The sequence below is a fragment of the Labrys sp. KB_33_2 genome (assembly GCF_052114505.1).
Classification (GTDB): domain Bacteria; phylum Pseudomonadota; class Alphaproteobacteria; order Rhizobiales; family Labraceae; genus Labrys.
Genome location: NZ_JBFREW010000011.1, coordinates 116,791 through 131,077 on the forward strand (window position 1 = coordinate 116,791; position 14,287 = coordinate 131,077).

The following is a 14,287-nucleotide window of genomic DNA, read 5'->3' on the forward strand; positions in this document are numbered from 1 at the left end:
TCCATCGAAAAATCAGCTGTGGAAGCACATGGACAACGATCGCAGTAGCCGTCCGGCTTCGGTCCTAGGCCGTCGCCGGAGGGGTGCGCCATCGATCTGGAACGCCGGCGGTCTCGCGCGCCGGGCGATGACCGGCCGGCTCTAAAGCGTTTTGCTCTAGTCCGCGCCGGCTTGCCTCGCGGGTCTGGCCAAAGGCGGCCCGACGAGGTGAAACATGAACAACGTCATTCCGTTCCGCGGCCGTATCTCGGCCGCCACGCCGCATGTTCGCGGCGCCGTCATCCTTGCCTTCCAGGCCAAGGCCCGTGCGGTTGCACCTGGCGCATCATTCAAGGAATTGGATGCGTCTTTCCGATCCGGTCGGATGGAAAAGCGCCCTGGCGCGATCCGTAGCGGTCTCCTGGCATCCTGGCACCTGAATCCGGATACGGGGCGGCTCGAATGCCGCTGGAGCCTGTCCGGCGCCGGTGAAGAGACGGATGCCTCCCAATCCCTTTGTTCGAAATGCGCCGGGATGGCCGGCACGCACTGAGCGTGTCTCGGGAGGAGCCTCCTGCGTCCAGAGCCCGTCTGCCTCCCGACATCCCGCCTTTTCCGACCTTGCCCTCCAACGAGGTTCGCCATGGTTTTCCTACCCCATGACCGTTCCGGTCAGCGCTCAGTCGCAGCTTTTGCCCGCGGGCGCCTCCTGCCCAATCTCTACGATCTGATCGCCTGCGGGCTGGTGATCGCGCTCATCGCCCTGGTGCTGCACGGCGCTGCCGCGATGCGGACACCGCTCGATGCCCTCTCGGGGGCTCCGGTCTCGCTCGATCCGGCCCGCCTGCCGGAATATGCGCTGCGCACCACCTTGCGCATGTTCGCCGCCATCATCGCCTCGCTGGTCTTCACCTTCGTGGTGGCCACGCTGGCGGCCAAGAGCCGGCGGGCCGAGCTGATCATCATCCCGGCCCTCGACATCCTGCAGTCGGTTCCGGTGCTGGGTTTCCTGACCTTCACGGTCACCTTCTTCATGGGCCTGTTTCCCGGCAGCCAGCTCGGGGCGGAGTGTGCCTCGATCTTCGCGATCTTCACCAGCCAGGCCTGGAACATGGCCTTTTCCTTCTACCAGTCCCTGCGCACGGTGCCTGGAGACCTGGACGAGGTGAGCCGTGGCTTCAGGCTGTCCGGTTGGCAGCGTTTCTGGCGCCTGGAGGCGCCGTTCGCGGCGCCGGGGCTGATCTGGAACACCATGATGTCGATGTCGGGCGGCTGGTTCTTCGTGGTCGCCTCCGAGGCGATCACGGTGGGCAATACGACCGTGCAGCTTCCCGGCATCGGCTCTTTCCTGGCGCTCGCCATCGACCAGAAGAACTTCGTTGCAGTCGGCTGGGCCGTGGCGACCATGGGCATCCTGATCATGCTCTACGATCAATTGCTGTTCCGGCCGGTGGTCGCCTGGGCCGACAAGTTCCGGGTCGAGCAGACGGCCAGCCAGCAAAGGCCGCGGTCCTGGGTCTACGATCTCATCCGCCATACCAGGCTGGTGAAGCGCCTGATCGCGCCGCTGGCCTGGATCTGGCAGCGCCTGATGCTGGTGCGCGTCGGACGATCGGACAAGGCATCCTTTCGGTCCGGACGGGCGACCTCGCCTTTGATCGATCGCCTCTGGTTTGGCCCGGTGCTGGCCGTCACGGCCTGGGGGATCTGGGTGGCGATTGCCTATATGCGCCAGACGCTGTCCTGGAACGACGCGCTCGAAGCGCTGGGCGGCGGCCTCGCGACGCTGCTGCGTGTCATCGTCCTCATCGCGGTGGCAAGCCTGATCTGGGTGCCGATCGGCGTGCTGATCGGCCTGCGCCCGGCTCTGGCCGAGCGGGTTCAGCCCCTGGCCCAGTTTCTGGCCGCCTTCCCGGCGAACGTGCTGTTTCCCTTCGCCGTCATCGCCATCGTCGCGACCGGGGCAAGTCCCGACATCTGGCTGTCGCCCCTGATGGTGCTGGGAACCCAGTGGTACATCCTGTTCAACGTCATCGCCGGCGCAAGCGCCTTTCCGACCGATCTCAGGGAGGCGGCTTCGGTCTACCAGATCCGGTCCTGGACCTGGTGGCGCCGGGTGATCCTGCCCGGGATCTTTCCCTATTACGTCACCGGCGCCCTCACGGCTTCGGGTGGCTCCTGGAACGCCAGCATCGTCGCCGAACTCGTGAGCTGGGGAAATACCAAGCTCGAGGCCTATGGCCTCGGCTCCTACATCGCCAGGGCGACCGAGGCGGGAGACTTTCCGCGCGTCGTACTCGGCATCGCCGTGATGTCGCTCTTCGTCACCTTGTTCAACCGCCTGCTGTGGCGTCCGCTCTACGTCTTCGCGGAACGCCGCCTGCGCCTCGACTGATCTTCCGGAGATATCGCCATGAATGCTCCCCTCTCAATGAATGCTCCCGTCACCATCAAGGATACCCCGCTGGTCTCCGTTCTCGGCGTGCGCCAGACCTATGACAAGGGCGGGTCGAGCCCGCTGGTCGTGCTCGACAGGGTCGACCTCATGCTGCAGGCCGGCGAAATCGTCGGCCTGCTTGGCCGCTCCGGCTCCGGCAAGTCGACGCTGCTGCGCGCCATCGCCGGGTTGCTCCGGCCCAGCGAGGGGCAAGTCTCTTTCCAGGGCGAGCCCGTCCGCGGCACACGCAGCGGCATTGCGCTGGTTTTCCAGAGCTTTGCCCTGTTTCCCTGGCTCACCGTGCAGCAGAATGTCGAGTTGGGGCTCGAGGCACAGGGCGTCCTGCCGGCCGAGCGCCGCAAGCGAGCCCTGGCCGCGATCGACCTGATCGGGCTCGACGGTTATGAGAATGCCTATCCGAAGGAGCTTTCGGGTGGCATGCGCCAGCGCGTCGGCCTTGCCCGCGCCCTCGTGGTGCATCCCAGGCTGCTCTTGATGGACGAGCCCTTCTCGGCACTCGACGTGCTCACCGCCGAGACCCTGCGCACGGATCTGCTCGACCTGTGGTGCGAAGGCCGCATGCCGATCGAAGCCATCCTGATGGTCACCCACAACATCGAGGAGGCGGTGCTGATGTGCGATCGCATCCTGATCTTCGGCTCCAATCCGGGCCGGGTGATCGGCGAGGTCCGGGTCGACCTGCCCCAGCCGCGCAACCGGCTCGACCCAGCCTTTCGCGCCTTGGTGGAGGATATCTATGCGCGCATGACGGCTCGCCCGGGCTCGGCTCCGGCGCGGGATGGCCTCTTCCCCGGCACCGGCATCGCCATGGTGCTTCCCAAGGTCTCCTCCAACGAACTCGCCGGCCTGATCGAGGCGGTGGCGGCGGCCCCCTATCACGGCAAGGCGGACCTGCCGCCCTTGGCCGCCGGCCTGCATCTGGAGATCGACGAACTCTTCCCGGTTGCCGAAACCCTGCAGCTGCTGCGTTTCGCCGAGCTGGAGGGCGGCGACATCCGCCTCACCGCGGCCGGGAAGCGCTTCGCCGAAAGCGAGGTGGACGAGCGCAAACGGCAGTTTGCACAGCAATTGGCGACCTATGTGCCGCTGGCGGCCCATATTCGCCGCATCCTCGACGAAAGGCCGAGCCATCAGGCACCGGCCCGCCGCTTCCGCGACGAGTTGGAGGATCACATGTCCGAGGACTATGCGGCCGGCACCGTGCAGGCCGTGATCAGCCTTGCCCGTTATGCCGAATATTTCGCCTATGATGAGGCGGCTGATCTCTTCACGCTGGAGAATCCCAGTTGAACGCCTCGACGGCTTGATCATCGTCGATATCGTGGTCGTGCTCCCGCCACCGGCGCCGGCGGGAGCCTTGCCATCCTTCATGGTGAAGGCAGGTGAAACATGCTCCGGGACAATGAAGAACTCGCGCGGGCCCTCATCGCGCTGCAGGAGGCAGGCGGTCGGGTCGAAAACAGGGCATCCTTGCTGGCCATCGGCCTGCTCCTGTCGGGAGCGGACGGACTCTCCCGGCTCACGCGCCGGCTTTTCCTCCGCCGCAAGCTGTTGCCATCGGAGACACGAGGCTTGCTTCGAATTGCCGGAGGCTTCAACAAGATGGGTATCGTGCTGTTGCGCCGACATCTGAGGCGGCATTCCCGCCATCGCGCCTGATCATCCTGGTCATGCGCTTCGTGCGGATGGCGGCGGCAATATCTGGCAGGAAAGTGCGATTTCTCCGAGGAGCGCTGCTGGTGAGACGCGAACGCCTGGAATCGATGGTCGACACGCCCCTGCTATGGCTCGCCATGGCAGGGTTGGCCCTGTTCATTTTCGTCGCCGATACCGTCACCGATCTGGAGATCGCCGTTGCCGTGCTGCATGTCGCCGTGGTGCTGATCTCGGTATGGACGGGGCGGCCACGGACAGTGCTGATCGTCGGGCTGGTCTGCAGCATCCTCACCGTGCTCAGCTTCTTCATGACGGTGAGGGGCGATACCGAGGCCGGCATCGCCAATAGCGGTCTCAGCCTGCTGGCCATCGGCGCAACCACCTATCTTGCCATCCGGATCGAACTCGCCGATCTGGCGGTGCGCCGGGCGGAGGCCGATCTTGCCCGCATCTCGCGCATCACCATGCTCGGTGAACTCACGGCTTCCATTGCCCATGAGGTGAGCCAGCCCCTGGCGGCCATCGGCGCCAGCAGCAACGCTGCGCTGCGCTGGCTCTCGGCCTCGCCGCCCAACCAGGCCGAGGCCCAGCATGCCCTCAAGCGGATCGTGGAAGCCGCCGAACGGGCAGGCGAAGTAGTGGAACGGGTCCGTCGCCTGGTGCGCCGGGCCCCTCCCTCGCGCGAGCCTGTCGACATGGTCGACGTGATCGACGAGACCTTGGCGCTGATGCGGGGCAAGCTGCGCGCGAATGCCATCCCGCTGCGGACCGAGCTGCTGCAGGGTCCGTTGCCCGTCATGGGCGATCGGGTCCAGTTGCAGCAGGTCCTGCTCAATTTCATCACCAATGCCATCGAGGCGACGGTGGAAACGAAGCAGGGAGATCGGGAGATAACGATCAACACCTCCTCGGACGACAGGGAGGTCACCATTGGTGTCATCGATACCGGGTCTGGCCTATCGCCGCAGGCGATGGAGCACGTCTTCGACCCCTTTTTTACCACCAAGGAAGACGGTATGGGGATAGGACTGGCCATCAGTCGTTCCATCATCGAGGCACATGGCGGCAGTATCGAAGCCAAGCCTGCCGCACCGCGCGGAAGCGTCTTTCGCTTCACTTTGCCGTTGGCACGTGGACGCAAGGATTAGACCCATGTCGGAAGAAATCGCGACCGTCTATGTGGTGGATGACGATCCCATGGTCCGGGATGGGCTGGACAGCCTGCTGAGATCGGTCGGCTATCGTGTCCGCTGCTTTGCCTCGCCCCGCGAGTTCATGCAGCAACCGCGCTCGAAGGGGCCTGCCTGCCTGGTGCTCGATGTGCGCATGCCCGGACAAAGTGGGCTTGACTTTCAAACCGAATTGGCAGCGGCAGGGGATGCGATTCCGATCGTCTTCCTGACCGGCCATGGCGACGTGCCGATGTCGGTCCGCGCCATCAAGGCCGGTGCCATGGAATTCCTGCTCAAGCCTTTCCGCGAGCAGGATCTTCTCGACGCTGTGACAGCATGCCTGGAGAAAAGCCGTGCGGAGAGTTTCGAAACGGCTTTGGTGGCAGACCTGCGCAAGCGTTATGCCACCCTGTCGCAGCGCCAGCAGGAGGTGATGGCGCTGGTGGTGCAGGGGCTTCTCAACAAGCAGACGGCCGCTGAACTGGAATTGAGCGAGATTACCGTGAAGATCCATCGCGGCCAGGTGATGCGCAAGATGCAGGCCGATACGCTGGCCGATCTCATCCGCATGGCGGACCGCCTCGGGCTGCCGGGCAAACCGGCAGGTCGGGGATAGCGGCAGCTATGTCGCCAAAGCGCTTGACGGGCCTTGCGACGCGGCCCCATATCCGGGCCGAGATGATAGCTGAAAAACCCGCCCTCACCATTCTGCTCTGCTCTCCCCGCGGTTTCTGCGCCGGGGTGGTGCGGGCGATCGACGCCGTCGAGCAGGCCTTGAAGATCTATGGCCCGCCGGTCTATGTGCGACATGAGATCGTGCACAACAAATATGTGGTCGAGAATCTCAAGTCGAAAGGCGCCATCTTCGTTGAGGAACTCGATGAGGTGCCCGAGACGCGCGCGCCGGTGATCTTCTCGGCCCATGGCGTCGCCAAGTCGGTGCCAGCCGCCGCCGCCGATCGCAATCTGTTTGCCATTGACGCGACCTGCCCGCTGGTGACCAAGGTGCATCGCGAGGCCGAGATCCATCACAAGCGCGGCCGCGAGATCGTGCTGGTCGGGCATCGCGGCCATCCCGAAGTCATCGGCACGATGGGGCAGCTGCCGGAGGGGGCCGTCAGCCTGGTCGAGACGGTCGCCGATGTCGCCGCCTTCACGCCGGCCAATCCGGACGCTCTCGCCTATGTGACGCAGACCACCCTGTCGGTCGACGACACCCGCGACATCGTCGCGGCGTTGAAGACCCGTTTCCCCTCGATCGTCGGCCCGCACAAGGAAGACATCTGCTACGCCACCACCAACCGCCAGGAGGCGGTCAAGGCGGTGGCGCCGCGGGTGGAAGGCTTCATCGTGGTGGGAGCGCCGAACTCCTCCAATTCGCAGCGCCTGCGCGAAGTGGCGGAGCGCTCCGGCTGCCTCATCTCGGAGCTGGTGCAGCGCGCCTCGGATATCGACTGGAGCCGGTTCGGTACCCTTAAATCCCTCGGCGTCGCGGCCGGCGCCTCTGCGCCGGAAATCCTGGTCGAGGAGATCCTCGATGCCTTTGCGGAGCGCTACGCCATCACCGTCGAGACCGTCTCGACCGCCGATGAGAGCGTGTTCTTCCCGCTGCCTAGGGATTTGAGGGAGAACGACGTGCGTAAAATTGCAGAAGATGTTGCTCGCTGATGGCCGTTTACACTGAAGTCAATGACGAGGATCTCGCCTGCTTCGTCGCCGAGTACGACATTGGCGGCGTGCTGGCCTGCAAGGGCATCGCCGAGGGCGTCGAGAACACCAACTACATCCTGCGGACCGAGAAGGGCGTCTATATTCTCACCCTCTATGAAAAGCGGGTGAAGCGGGACGACCTGCCCTTCTTCATGGCCTTGATGGAGCACCTTTCCGAAAGTGGCGTGACCTGCCCGACGCCGATCCGGCGACGGAACGGCAAGGTGCTGGGCGAGCTGGCCGGGCGGCCCGCCGCCCTGATCAGCTTCCTGGAAGGCGTCTGGATCAAGAAGCCGAATGTAGAGCATTGCGGCGCCGTCGGCCGTGCGCTCGCCGCCATGCACAACGCCACGCTCGGCTTCCCGATGGAGCGCCCCAACGCTTTGTCTCTTGCCGGCTGGGAGGCCCTCTACCAGCAGGCGGACGGCCGGGCCGACAGCGTGCAGCCGGGGCTCGATGCAGCCATTGCCGAGGAACTCGCCTTTCATCGGGTCCATTGGCCGCAGGGTTTGCCGACGGGCGTCATCCATGCCGACCTCTTCCCCGACAATGTCTTCTTCCTGAACGGGCGGCTTTCGGGCCTGATCGACTTCTATTTCGCCTGCACCGATAGTCTGGCCTATGACGTTGCGATCTGCCTGAATGCCTGGTGCTTCGAGCCGGATCATGCCTACAACGCCACCAAGGGCAGGGCGCTCCTGGCCGGCTATCGTGCCATCAGGCCGCTTTCCGATGCCGAGGTGGCAGCCATGCCCGTGCTGGCCCGCGGCTCGGCTCTGCGCTTCATGCTGACGCGCCTTGTCGATTGGCTCAACGTGCCGCCCGGTGCCCTGGTGAAGCCGAAGGATCCGCTGGAATATTGGAAGAAGCTGCGTTTCCACCAGCGCATCGCCAGCCCGGCCGAATACGGGTTCGAGCCATGACGACCAAGAAGGTGACGCTCTATACCGATGGCGCCTGCTCGGGCAATCCAGGCCCTGGCGGCTGGGGTGCCATCCTGATGTTCGGTGAGCACCGCAAGACCTTGTGCGGCGGTGCCCTGGAGACCACCAACAACCGCATGGAGCTGCAGGCGGCGATCGAGGGCCTGGAAGCCTTGACACGCGGCTGCGCGGTCGACCTCCATACGGACAGCCAATATGTCAAGAACGGCATTACCGGCTGGATCCATGGCTGGAAGCGAAATGGCTGGCGCACCGCCGACAAGAAGCCGGTGAAGAACGAGGATCTCTGGCGCCGCCTCGATGCGGCACTGGAGCGCCACGAGGTCGAGTTCCATTGGGTGAAGGGCCATGCCGGCCACCCTCTCAACGAAGAGGCCGACCAGCTCGCGCGTGAGGGCATGGCGCCCTATCAGCAGGAAAAGCGGGATAGGGCGGCGGCCTTGTCGTGAGGGGCGGTGTGCCGGTCTTCTCAGCTCCATCTCTCGATGGAGCTGAGAAGGCGTGTCGGCGCCGGAAATGTCGAGCTTGCCGCCATCGTCGAGGTTGAGCACCTTCACCACGCCGTCATCGACCAGCATGGCATAGCGCTGCGAGCGCACGCCCAGGCCTGCCGCGACCCGGTCGAGTTCCATGCCGGTTGCCTTGGCGAAGTCGCCGCTGCCGTCGGCGAGGAATTCGATCTTGCCGAGGCCACCCGTGGCCTTGGCCCAGGCCTGCATGACGAAGGCGTCGTTGACCGCGGTCACCGCCACCGTATCGATGCCCTTGGCCTTGAAGGCATCGTAATGCTCCAGATAGCCCGGCAGATGATTGCGGTGGCAGGTGGGGGTGAAGGCGCCGGGAACGGCGAACAGCACCACCTTCTTGCCGCCGAAGATGTCGGCGGTGCTCTTGGGCTCTGGCATGTCCTGCGTCACCGCACGGAAGGTCACATCGGGGAGTTTGTCGCCGGGCTTGATCGTCACTGATATCTCCATTGCGATGACGAGAGTCTACGGCAACCGATATAGGCTTTCGATGCCTGCCTCGCCAGTCGAGAGCGTGAAGCGCAGTTCGTTTCCGGCGATGGTCGCGCCTTTCGGCAGGCCCTCGAGCGGCAGCACGAAGCGCTGGGGATTGGCCTTGTCGGCATCATCAGCCGGCTCCGGCATGGGCAGGTACCACTTCATCGGCCCTTCCACGAACAAAGCGGAGGAGGAGGGAGCCGTTACGTCGATGGTCAGGCGCGCCGGGTTGGTCGAGGTGTCGAGGCGGATCTGTTTGACGGCGAGGGGAGCGGCCGCGCCGATATCCTGTGATACCGGTACTTTCTTCAAGGCTTGCGCGATCTCGGCGCTGCCTCCGCCTTCCGCAGGCATGCCGGGCGAAAGAGTGATGTCGGCATTGCCCTTGGCGGGGACGCAGATCGTCTTGCAGGCGGCATAGTCGAGGCCGAGTGCCAGCTTGACGGGCTTGGTCGGATCGATCGCGCTGACCTTGAGAGGCAGCACGACCTCATCGTGATAGACGGCCGACGATGCGCCCTCCTGGTCGTAGCGGCTCGGCGCCGGCCAGAGCACCGTCACCTCGCGGAGATTTTCCGATCTGGACCAGTCGAAAGACGGCGGAATGCCGGCATCGCCCGGATTGCGCCAATAGGTCTTCCAACCGGGCGCGAGCTGGATTTCAAGGCCCGCCAGGCCCTCCGGATGGGCTTGTCCCGGCAGCAGCCGGATCACGGCTTCCGGATCGGACTGGCTCGGATCCGATTGGCCGGCAAGGGCTGGCTGGCAGAGCCCGGCGAGAAGCCAGGCGAGAGCAGGAAGGGCAAGACGGCTGAACATTCGGATAGCTTGCGGCTCCAAGGAGAGATTATCGGCAGACGGATAACTACGAATGGTCAATAGCGCCATGCACGAAGGCGTGACACTCTTGTGAGGCTCGCCTTTGGCGCTTCGCCCAGGTTGGCCAAATTTATGCCTTAACAAAGCCGATACGATACGGCACGATCATGTCCATGACAGGCTACATTCCATTCGGCAGCGATTCATCCGGCGGTTTCCTCGACGGTAAAATGCTCGTGGCCACGCCGTCCATGCAGGATGAGCGCTTCGCCCGCACGGTGATTTACATCTGTGCGCATTCGTCCGATGGTGCCATGGGCATCGTGGTCAACCAGCCGGCCAAGAACATTCGCTTTCCGGACCTGCTGAAGCAACTCGGCGTCATCGACGGCGTCTCGGACATGCGGGCGCCGAGGGGCGCGCCGATCCGTATCGTCAATGGCGGGCCGGTCGAGTCCGGGCGGGGATTCGTGCTCCACACCAACGACGTCTTCATCGACAATTCGACCATGCCGATCGAGGACAATATCTGCCTGACCGCGACGCTCGACATCCTGCGCAGCATCGCCATCGGCGAGGGGCCGGAACAGGCCTTGCTGGCGCTGGGCTATGCCGGCTGGGGCGCCGGGCAGCTCGAGCGCGAGATCCAGGCCAATGGCTGGCTGCATTGCGATGCCGATCCCGGGCTGCTGTTCGACGATCAGGTCGCGACCAAATATACGCGGGCACTGCGCAAGCTCGGCATCGAGCCCGGCCTGTTTTCACGGGATGCCGGCCACGCGTAGATGCGGTCCGGCCACGCCTGATCTTGGAGCGCGGACATCGCCCCATGACTTCATGGGGCGATGTCCGCGCTTGATCCTCAACCGGTGCAAGATGCCTCCAGGGAAGCTCCCTGGCGGAGAAGAAACATCCGTTGCGGCCCGAAGTAGAGTGGCATTCCCGAGGGTATCTCCCGCATTGGGAGGCTGGTGAGCACCCGCAAAGCATTAGCTTCCGCCTTGCGGATTCCCTGCCTGCCGAACTGCTGAATCGCTGGGCGCAGGATCTGAAAGCATCCGAGTGCGGACCTGATTCAATCGAGCAGCGCCGGCGCTACGAGGAGGCGCTGGATAAGGGGCATGGGGAGGCTTTGCTGACCCGTCCGGATATTGGCTCTATCGTGCCGCACGCGCTATCCGCCATCGTTCATTCCTGGAAATCCTTCACGGCACTTCGGATCAATCGCACGCTGGGACGACACGGCATGCTCTGGTTTCCCGAATATTTTGATCGTCGGATCAGGGACGAGAGCCATTTTGAACGTGCGCTTCACTACATTGAGACCAACGCAGTCACAGCCGGATTGTGGGCCCAGGCCGAGGATTGGCCTCATTCGAGTGCGGCCCGCTCAACATAAAGCAAGAGGGGCGAGTTCTGAGACACGCCAAGGAGGCCACCGATTGCGGATTTGGCGGAACCGGCGAGATTCCAGAGCGGACATCGCCCCATGAAGTCACGGGGCTGTGACCTCCGCGCTCCGGATTACGCTCTCAGTCGTATCGGGCCGGCGATCAGCCTGCGGGCTTCTTCCGCCGTGACGGGATCGCCGAAGGCTTCGCCCTGGGCGAACTGGCAGCCGAGCTCGCCGAGCTCCTCCGCGTCGCTGTCGGCCTCGGCACCATCGGCGATGATCTCCATGCCGAGGTCGCCCGCCATGGCGATGATCGAGCGCAGGATCACCGGGCGACCGCGCTCGCCTTCCTTCACGAAGCTCGGATCGATCTTGAGCATGTCGAAGGGGAAGCGTTGCAGATAGGACAGGCTGGAATAGCCGGTGCCGAAGCCATCCATGGCGAGGCCGACGCCAAGATCGCTGAGCTGAGCCAGGATCTGTGCCCCATATTCGGGATTTTCCATCACCAGGCTCTCGGAGACCTCGAGCTTGAGCGAGCCGCGCTCGATGCCTGCCCGCGCCATCACCGCCTTGATGTCCTGGACGAGGTCCTGGCGCAGCAATTGCCGGCTGGAGATGTTGACCATGCCGAACAGCGGCGGCTCGACCTCGACGAGGCGCTGCCAGATCGACAGCTGGCGAGCGGTGCGGTCGAGCACGAACAGGCCGACATCGACGATCAGCCCCGTCTCTTCGGCCATGGCGTTGAATTCCCCCGGCGGCAGGCGGCCGAGCTTGGGATGCTCCCAGCGCACGATCGCCTCGAAGCCGGCAATGGTGCGATCCTGCAGGCGCACCACCGGCTGGAACAGCACTTTCAGCTCGTCGCGTTCGATCGCCCGCCGGAGATCGGCTTCGAGGGAAGAGCGATCCGGCCGTTCGACCCGCATGGCTGCCCGGAAGATCTCGATGCGATCGCCGCCGATCTTCTTGGCGTTGTACATGGCGATCTCGGCATCCTTGATCAGCTCGTCCGCCTTCACCGGGGCCTGGGGATCAAACATCGCTACGCCGATCGAGGCGGTGAGGAAGATTTCGCGGTCGGCCACGGCGATGGGCGCGCGCAGCGAACGGCGGATCGACTCGGCGAAGGCCGAGATGCGTTCCGGGTCGGGCTCCGACATGAGAAGCACGCCGAACTGATCGCCGAAGATGCGGCAGACGCTGTCGCGGGGCTTCATCAGGCGTGAAAGCCGACGCGACACCGTCAGCAGGATCGAATCGCCGACCGAATGGCCGACGGCGTCATTGACCTGCTTGTAACGGTCGAGGTCGAGGATCAGCACGGTCGGCTTGGTGGTACCGTCCTGCCTGGCCTGGACCAATGCTGCTTCCAGCCGGTCGGTGAAGAGCTCGCGGTTGGGCAGGCCGGTCAGGTTGTCGCGCACGGCGTCGTGCAACAGGCGCTCCTCGGCCGTCTTCTGCTCGGTGACGTCGGAGACGGTGCCGACGCAGCGCACCACTTCGCCGTCCGAGCCCACCACGGGCCGGGCCTTGAGGTTGAGCCACATATAGTGGCCGTCGGCGGCGCGGATGCGGAAATCCAGGCTGACGCGGCCGCGGCGCTGGTCGATCACCGCGTCGAGGGCGGTGCGGAAGCGATCGCGGTCGAAGATGTGGACGAGCTCGAGCCATTCGCTGGCCGGTCCGTCGAGGGCACCGGGGGCGACGCCGAGCAACTGGTCCGCCTCCGGGCTGACATAGATGCGATCGGCCGGCACGTCCCAGTCCCAGACCACGTCGCCCGAGCCGGTGAGGGCGAGGGCCTTGCGTTCGGTATCGGTCATCAGCCCGGGCGCAAAGGCACTGCCGGCGAAAGCGTGCTGCATCACCGTGAAGCCAATCAGCATCACCACCAGCACGAGGCCGCCGGTGAGGGCCGGCTGCACCAGGTCGTTGGTGAGATGGCCCATGATGGTCAATCCCGCCGCCGCCACCCAGCCCAGCAGCAAGGTCCAGGTGGGTATCAGCATCACGGCCCGGTCATAGCCGTAGAAGGCCAGCAGCAGGATGATCAAGAGGCCGACGACGGCGAGCGTGGCGATGGAGATGCGGGCGATGCCGGCGGCGACGGGCGCGTTGATCACCGCAAGGCCGACGAGGGTGGCGAGCGCGACCAGCCAGAGCGCCGAGACTACGGAATAGCGCACATGCCAGCGGTTCAGATTGAGATAGGCGAACAGGAAAACGAGGAGCGTTGCCGAGAATACCGCCTCGGCGCCCGCGCGCCACACCCTATCTCCATCCGGCGGGATGGCGAGGAATTTGTGCAGAAAGCCGAAATCGATGGCGAGATAGGCCAGCACCGCCCAGGCCAGCGCGGCGGCGGCGGGGAACATCGCCGTGCCCTTCACCACGAAGGCAATGGTGAGGAACAAGGCGAGCAGGCCGGCAATGCCGAGCACGATGCCCTTGTAGAGGGTGAGCGAGTTGACCTTGTCCTTATAGGCATCGGGATCCCACAAGAAGAGCTGGGGCAGCTTGGTGGTACGCAACTCGGCCACGAAGGTCACACGTGAGCCCGGATCCAGTGTCACCCGGAAGACGTCGGCGTCGTCATCCTCCTGCCGTTCGGGCTGGAAGCCCTGGCTGGGCGTGATTTCCGCGATGCGCGAGGCGCCGAGATCCGGCCAGACCAGCCCGGAGCCGACCAGGCGGAAATGCGGCGCCACCACGATGCGGTCGATCTGCTCGTCGGTGGTGTTGGCGAGGGCGAACACGATCCAATGCGGATTGGTTCCCGGCTGCTTCGAGCGCACTTCGATACGGCGCACGATGCCATCGGCGCCCGGCGCGGTCTGGATCTGGATGCGGTCACCCTGGCTGGAATAGTTTTCGACAGCGGGCAACAGGTCGATGGCATCGACCTCACCGTTGACGTCAACCGGCTCCAGGGCATGCGCAACGCCGCCGACCATTGCCATGACGAGCATCATGACCACAGAGGCTGCGACGACGCGAATGAACTGCAACATACGATCTCCAGCCAGGCTTCCCGACGCCCCCTTGCGCGGGTCCTGGTTCATCTCTCTTCGAAGGGCCTGCCCACCTGCCACTCAATTGTGTCGAGAAGCAGTAGCCAGCAATGTGAAATTGGGCAAGCTGCACCG

At 64.5% G+C, this 14,287-nt stretch carries 13 protein-coding genes and 1 pseudogene; 11 read left to right on the forward strand and 3 right to left on the reverse strand.

Features of this window, described 5'->3' with window-relative positions; genetic code table 11:
• Positions 1-214: 214 nt before the first annotated feature.
• The 9 genes from AB4037_RS20050 to rnhA all read left to right on the forward strand — a co-directional run bounded on the left by AB4037_RS20050 (position 215) and on the right by rnhA (position 8,368).
• Positions 215-532 carry a hypothetical protein gene (locus AB4037_RS20050; protein ID WP_441772712.1) on the forward strand — a complete coding sequence of 106 codons (318 nt, stop codon included), beginning with the start codon at positions 215-217 and terminating at the stop codon, positions 530-532.
• Positions 533-622: 90 nt separating this feature from the next.
• On the forward strand, positions 623-2,374 hold the full coding sequence (locus AB4037_RS20055) for an ABC transporter permease (protein ID WP_441772713.1): 1,752 nt from the start codon (positions 623-625) through the stop codon (positions 2,372-2,374).
• An 18-nt stretch (positions 2,375-2,392) separates the two neighbouring features.
• On the forward strand, positions 2,393-3,727 hold the full coding sequence (locus AB4037_RS20060; protein ID WP_441772714.1) for an ABC transporter ATP-binding protein: 1,335 nt from the start codon (positions 2,393-2,395) through the stop codon (positions 3,725-3,727).
• A 99-nt stretch (positions 3,728-3,826) separates the two neighbouring features.
• Complete coding sequence (locus AB4037_RS20065; protein ID WP_434955299.1) at positions 3,827-4,096, forward strand: hypothetical protein; 270 nt, start codon at positions 3,827-3,829, stop codon at positions 4,094-4,096.
• A gap of 80 nt (positions 4,097-4,176) precedes the next feature.
• The gene (locus AB4037_RS20070) at positions 4,177-5,241 is read left to right on the forward strand and encodes a sensor histidine kinase (RefSeq protein ID WP_441772715.1); all 1,065 of its coding nucleotides are present in this window, start codon (positions 4,177-4,179) and stop codon (positions 5,239-5,241) included.
• 4 nt (positions 5,242-5,245) lie between these two features.
• Entirely contained in the window at positions 5,246-5,881 is a 636-nt protein-coding gene (locus tag AB4037_RS20075; RefSeq protein ID WP_441772716.1) for a response regulator transcription factor, read from the forward strand.
• Between the two features lie 62 nt (positions 5,882-5,943).
• The gene (ispH, locus tag AB4037_RS20080; protein WP_434959596.1) at positions 5,944-6,933 is read left to right on the forward strand and encodes a 4-hydroxy-3-methylbut-2-enyl diphosphate reductase; all 990 of its coding nucleotides are present in this window, start codon (positions 5,944-5,946) and stop codon (positions 6,931-6,933) included.
• A complete protein-coding gene (locus tag AB4037_RS20085; RefSeq protein ID WP_441772717.1) occupies positions 6,933-7,898 on the forward strand; it encodes a homoserine kinase in 966 nt (321 codons plus the stop codon). Before ispH ends, AB4037_RS20085 begins: the two co-directional genes overlap by 1 nt.
• A complete protein-coding gene (gene rnhA / locus AB4037_RS20090; RefSeq protein WP_149251830.1) occupies positions 7,895-8,368 on the forward strand; it encodes a ribonuclease HI in 474 nt (157 codons plus the stop codon). The genes AB4037_RS20085 and rnhA overlap by 4 nt, the downstream gene beginning before the upstream one ends.
• A 117-nt stretch (positions 8,369-8,485) precedes the next feature.
• Here rnhA and AB4037_RS20095 read toward each other — a convergent pair.
• A pseudogene (locus AB4037_RS20095) lies at positions 8,486-8,896 on the reverse strand (peroxiredoxin); the annotation flags it as partial.
• A gap of 15 nt (positions 8,897-8,911) precedes the next feature.
• The gene (locus AB4037_RS20100; RefSeq protein ID WP_441772718.1) at positions 8,912-9,742 is read right to left on the reverse strand and encodes a protein-disulfide reductase DsbD domain-containing protein; all 831 of its coding nucleotides are present in this window, start codon (positions 9,740-9,742) and stop codon (positions 8,912-8,914) included.
• A 173-nt stretch (positions 9,743-9,915) separates the two neighbouring features.
• Between AB4037_RS20100 and AB4037_RS20105 the strand changes: the two genes are divergently transcribed.
• Complete coding sequence (locus tag AB4037_RS20105; RefSeq protein WP_434955305.1) at positions 9,916-10,527, forward strand: YqgE/AlgH family protein; 612 nt, start codon at positions 9,916-9,918, stop codon at positions 10,525-10,527.
• A 131-nt stretch (positions 10,528-10,658) separates the two neighbouring features.
• Positions 10,659-11,141 carry a transposase gene (locus AB4037_RS20110; RefSeq protein ID WP_441772719.1) on the forward strand — a complete coding sequence of 161 codons (483 nt, stop codon included), beginning with the start codon at positions 10,659-10,661 and terminating at the stop codon, positions 11,139-11,141.
• Positions 11,142-11,266: 125 nt separating this feature from the next.
• On the opposite strand, the gene AB4037_RS20115 is transcribed toward AB4037_RS20110, so the two are convergent.
• Positions 11,267-14,149 carry an EAL domain-containing protein gene (locus AB4037_RS20115; protein ID WP_441772846.1) on the reverse strand — a complete coding sequence of 961 codons (2,883 nt, stop codon included), beginning with the start codon at positions 14,147-14,149 and terminating at the stop codon, positions 11,267-11,269.
• Positions 14,150-14,287: the final 138 nt, after the last annotated feature.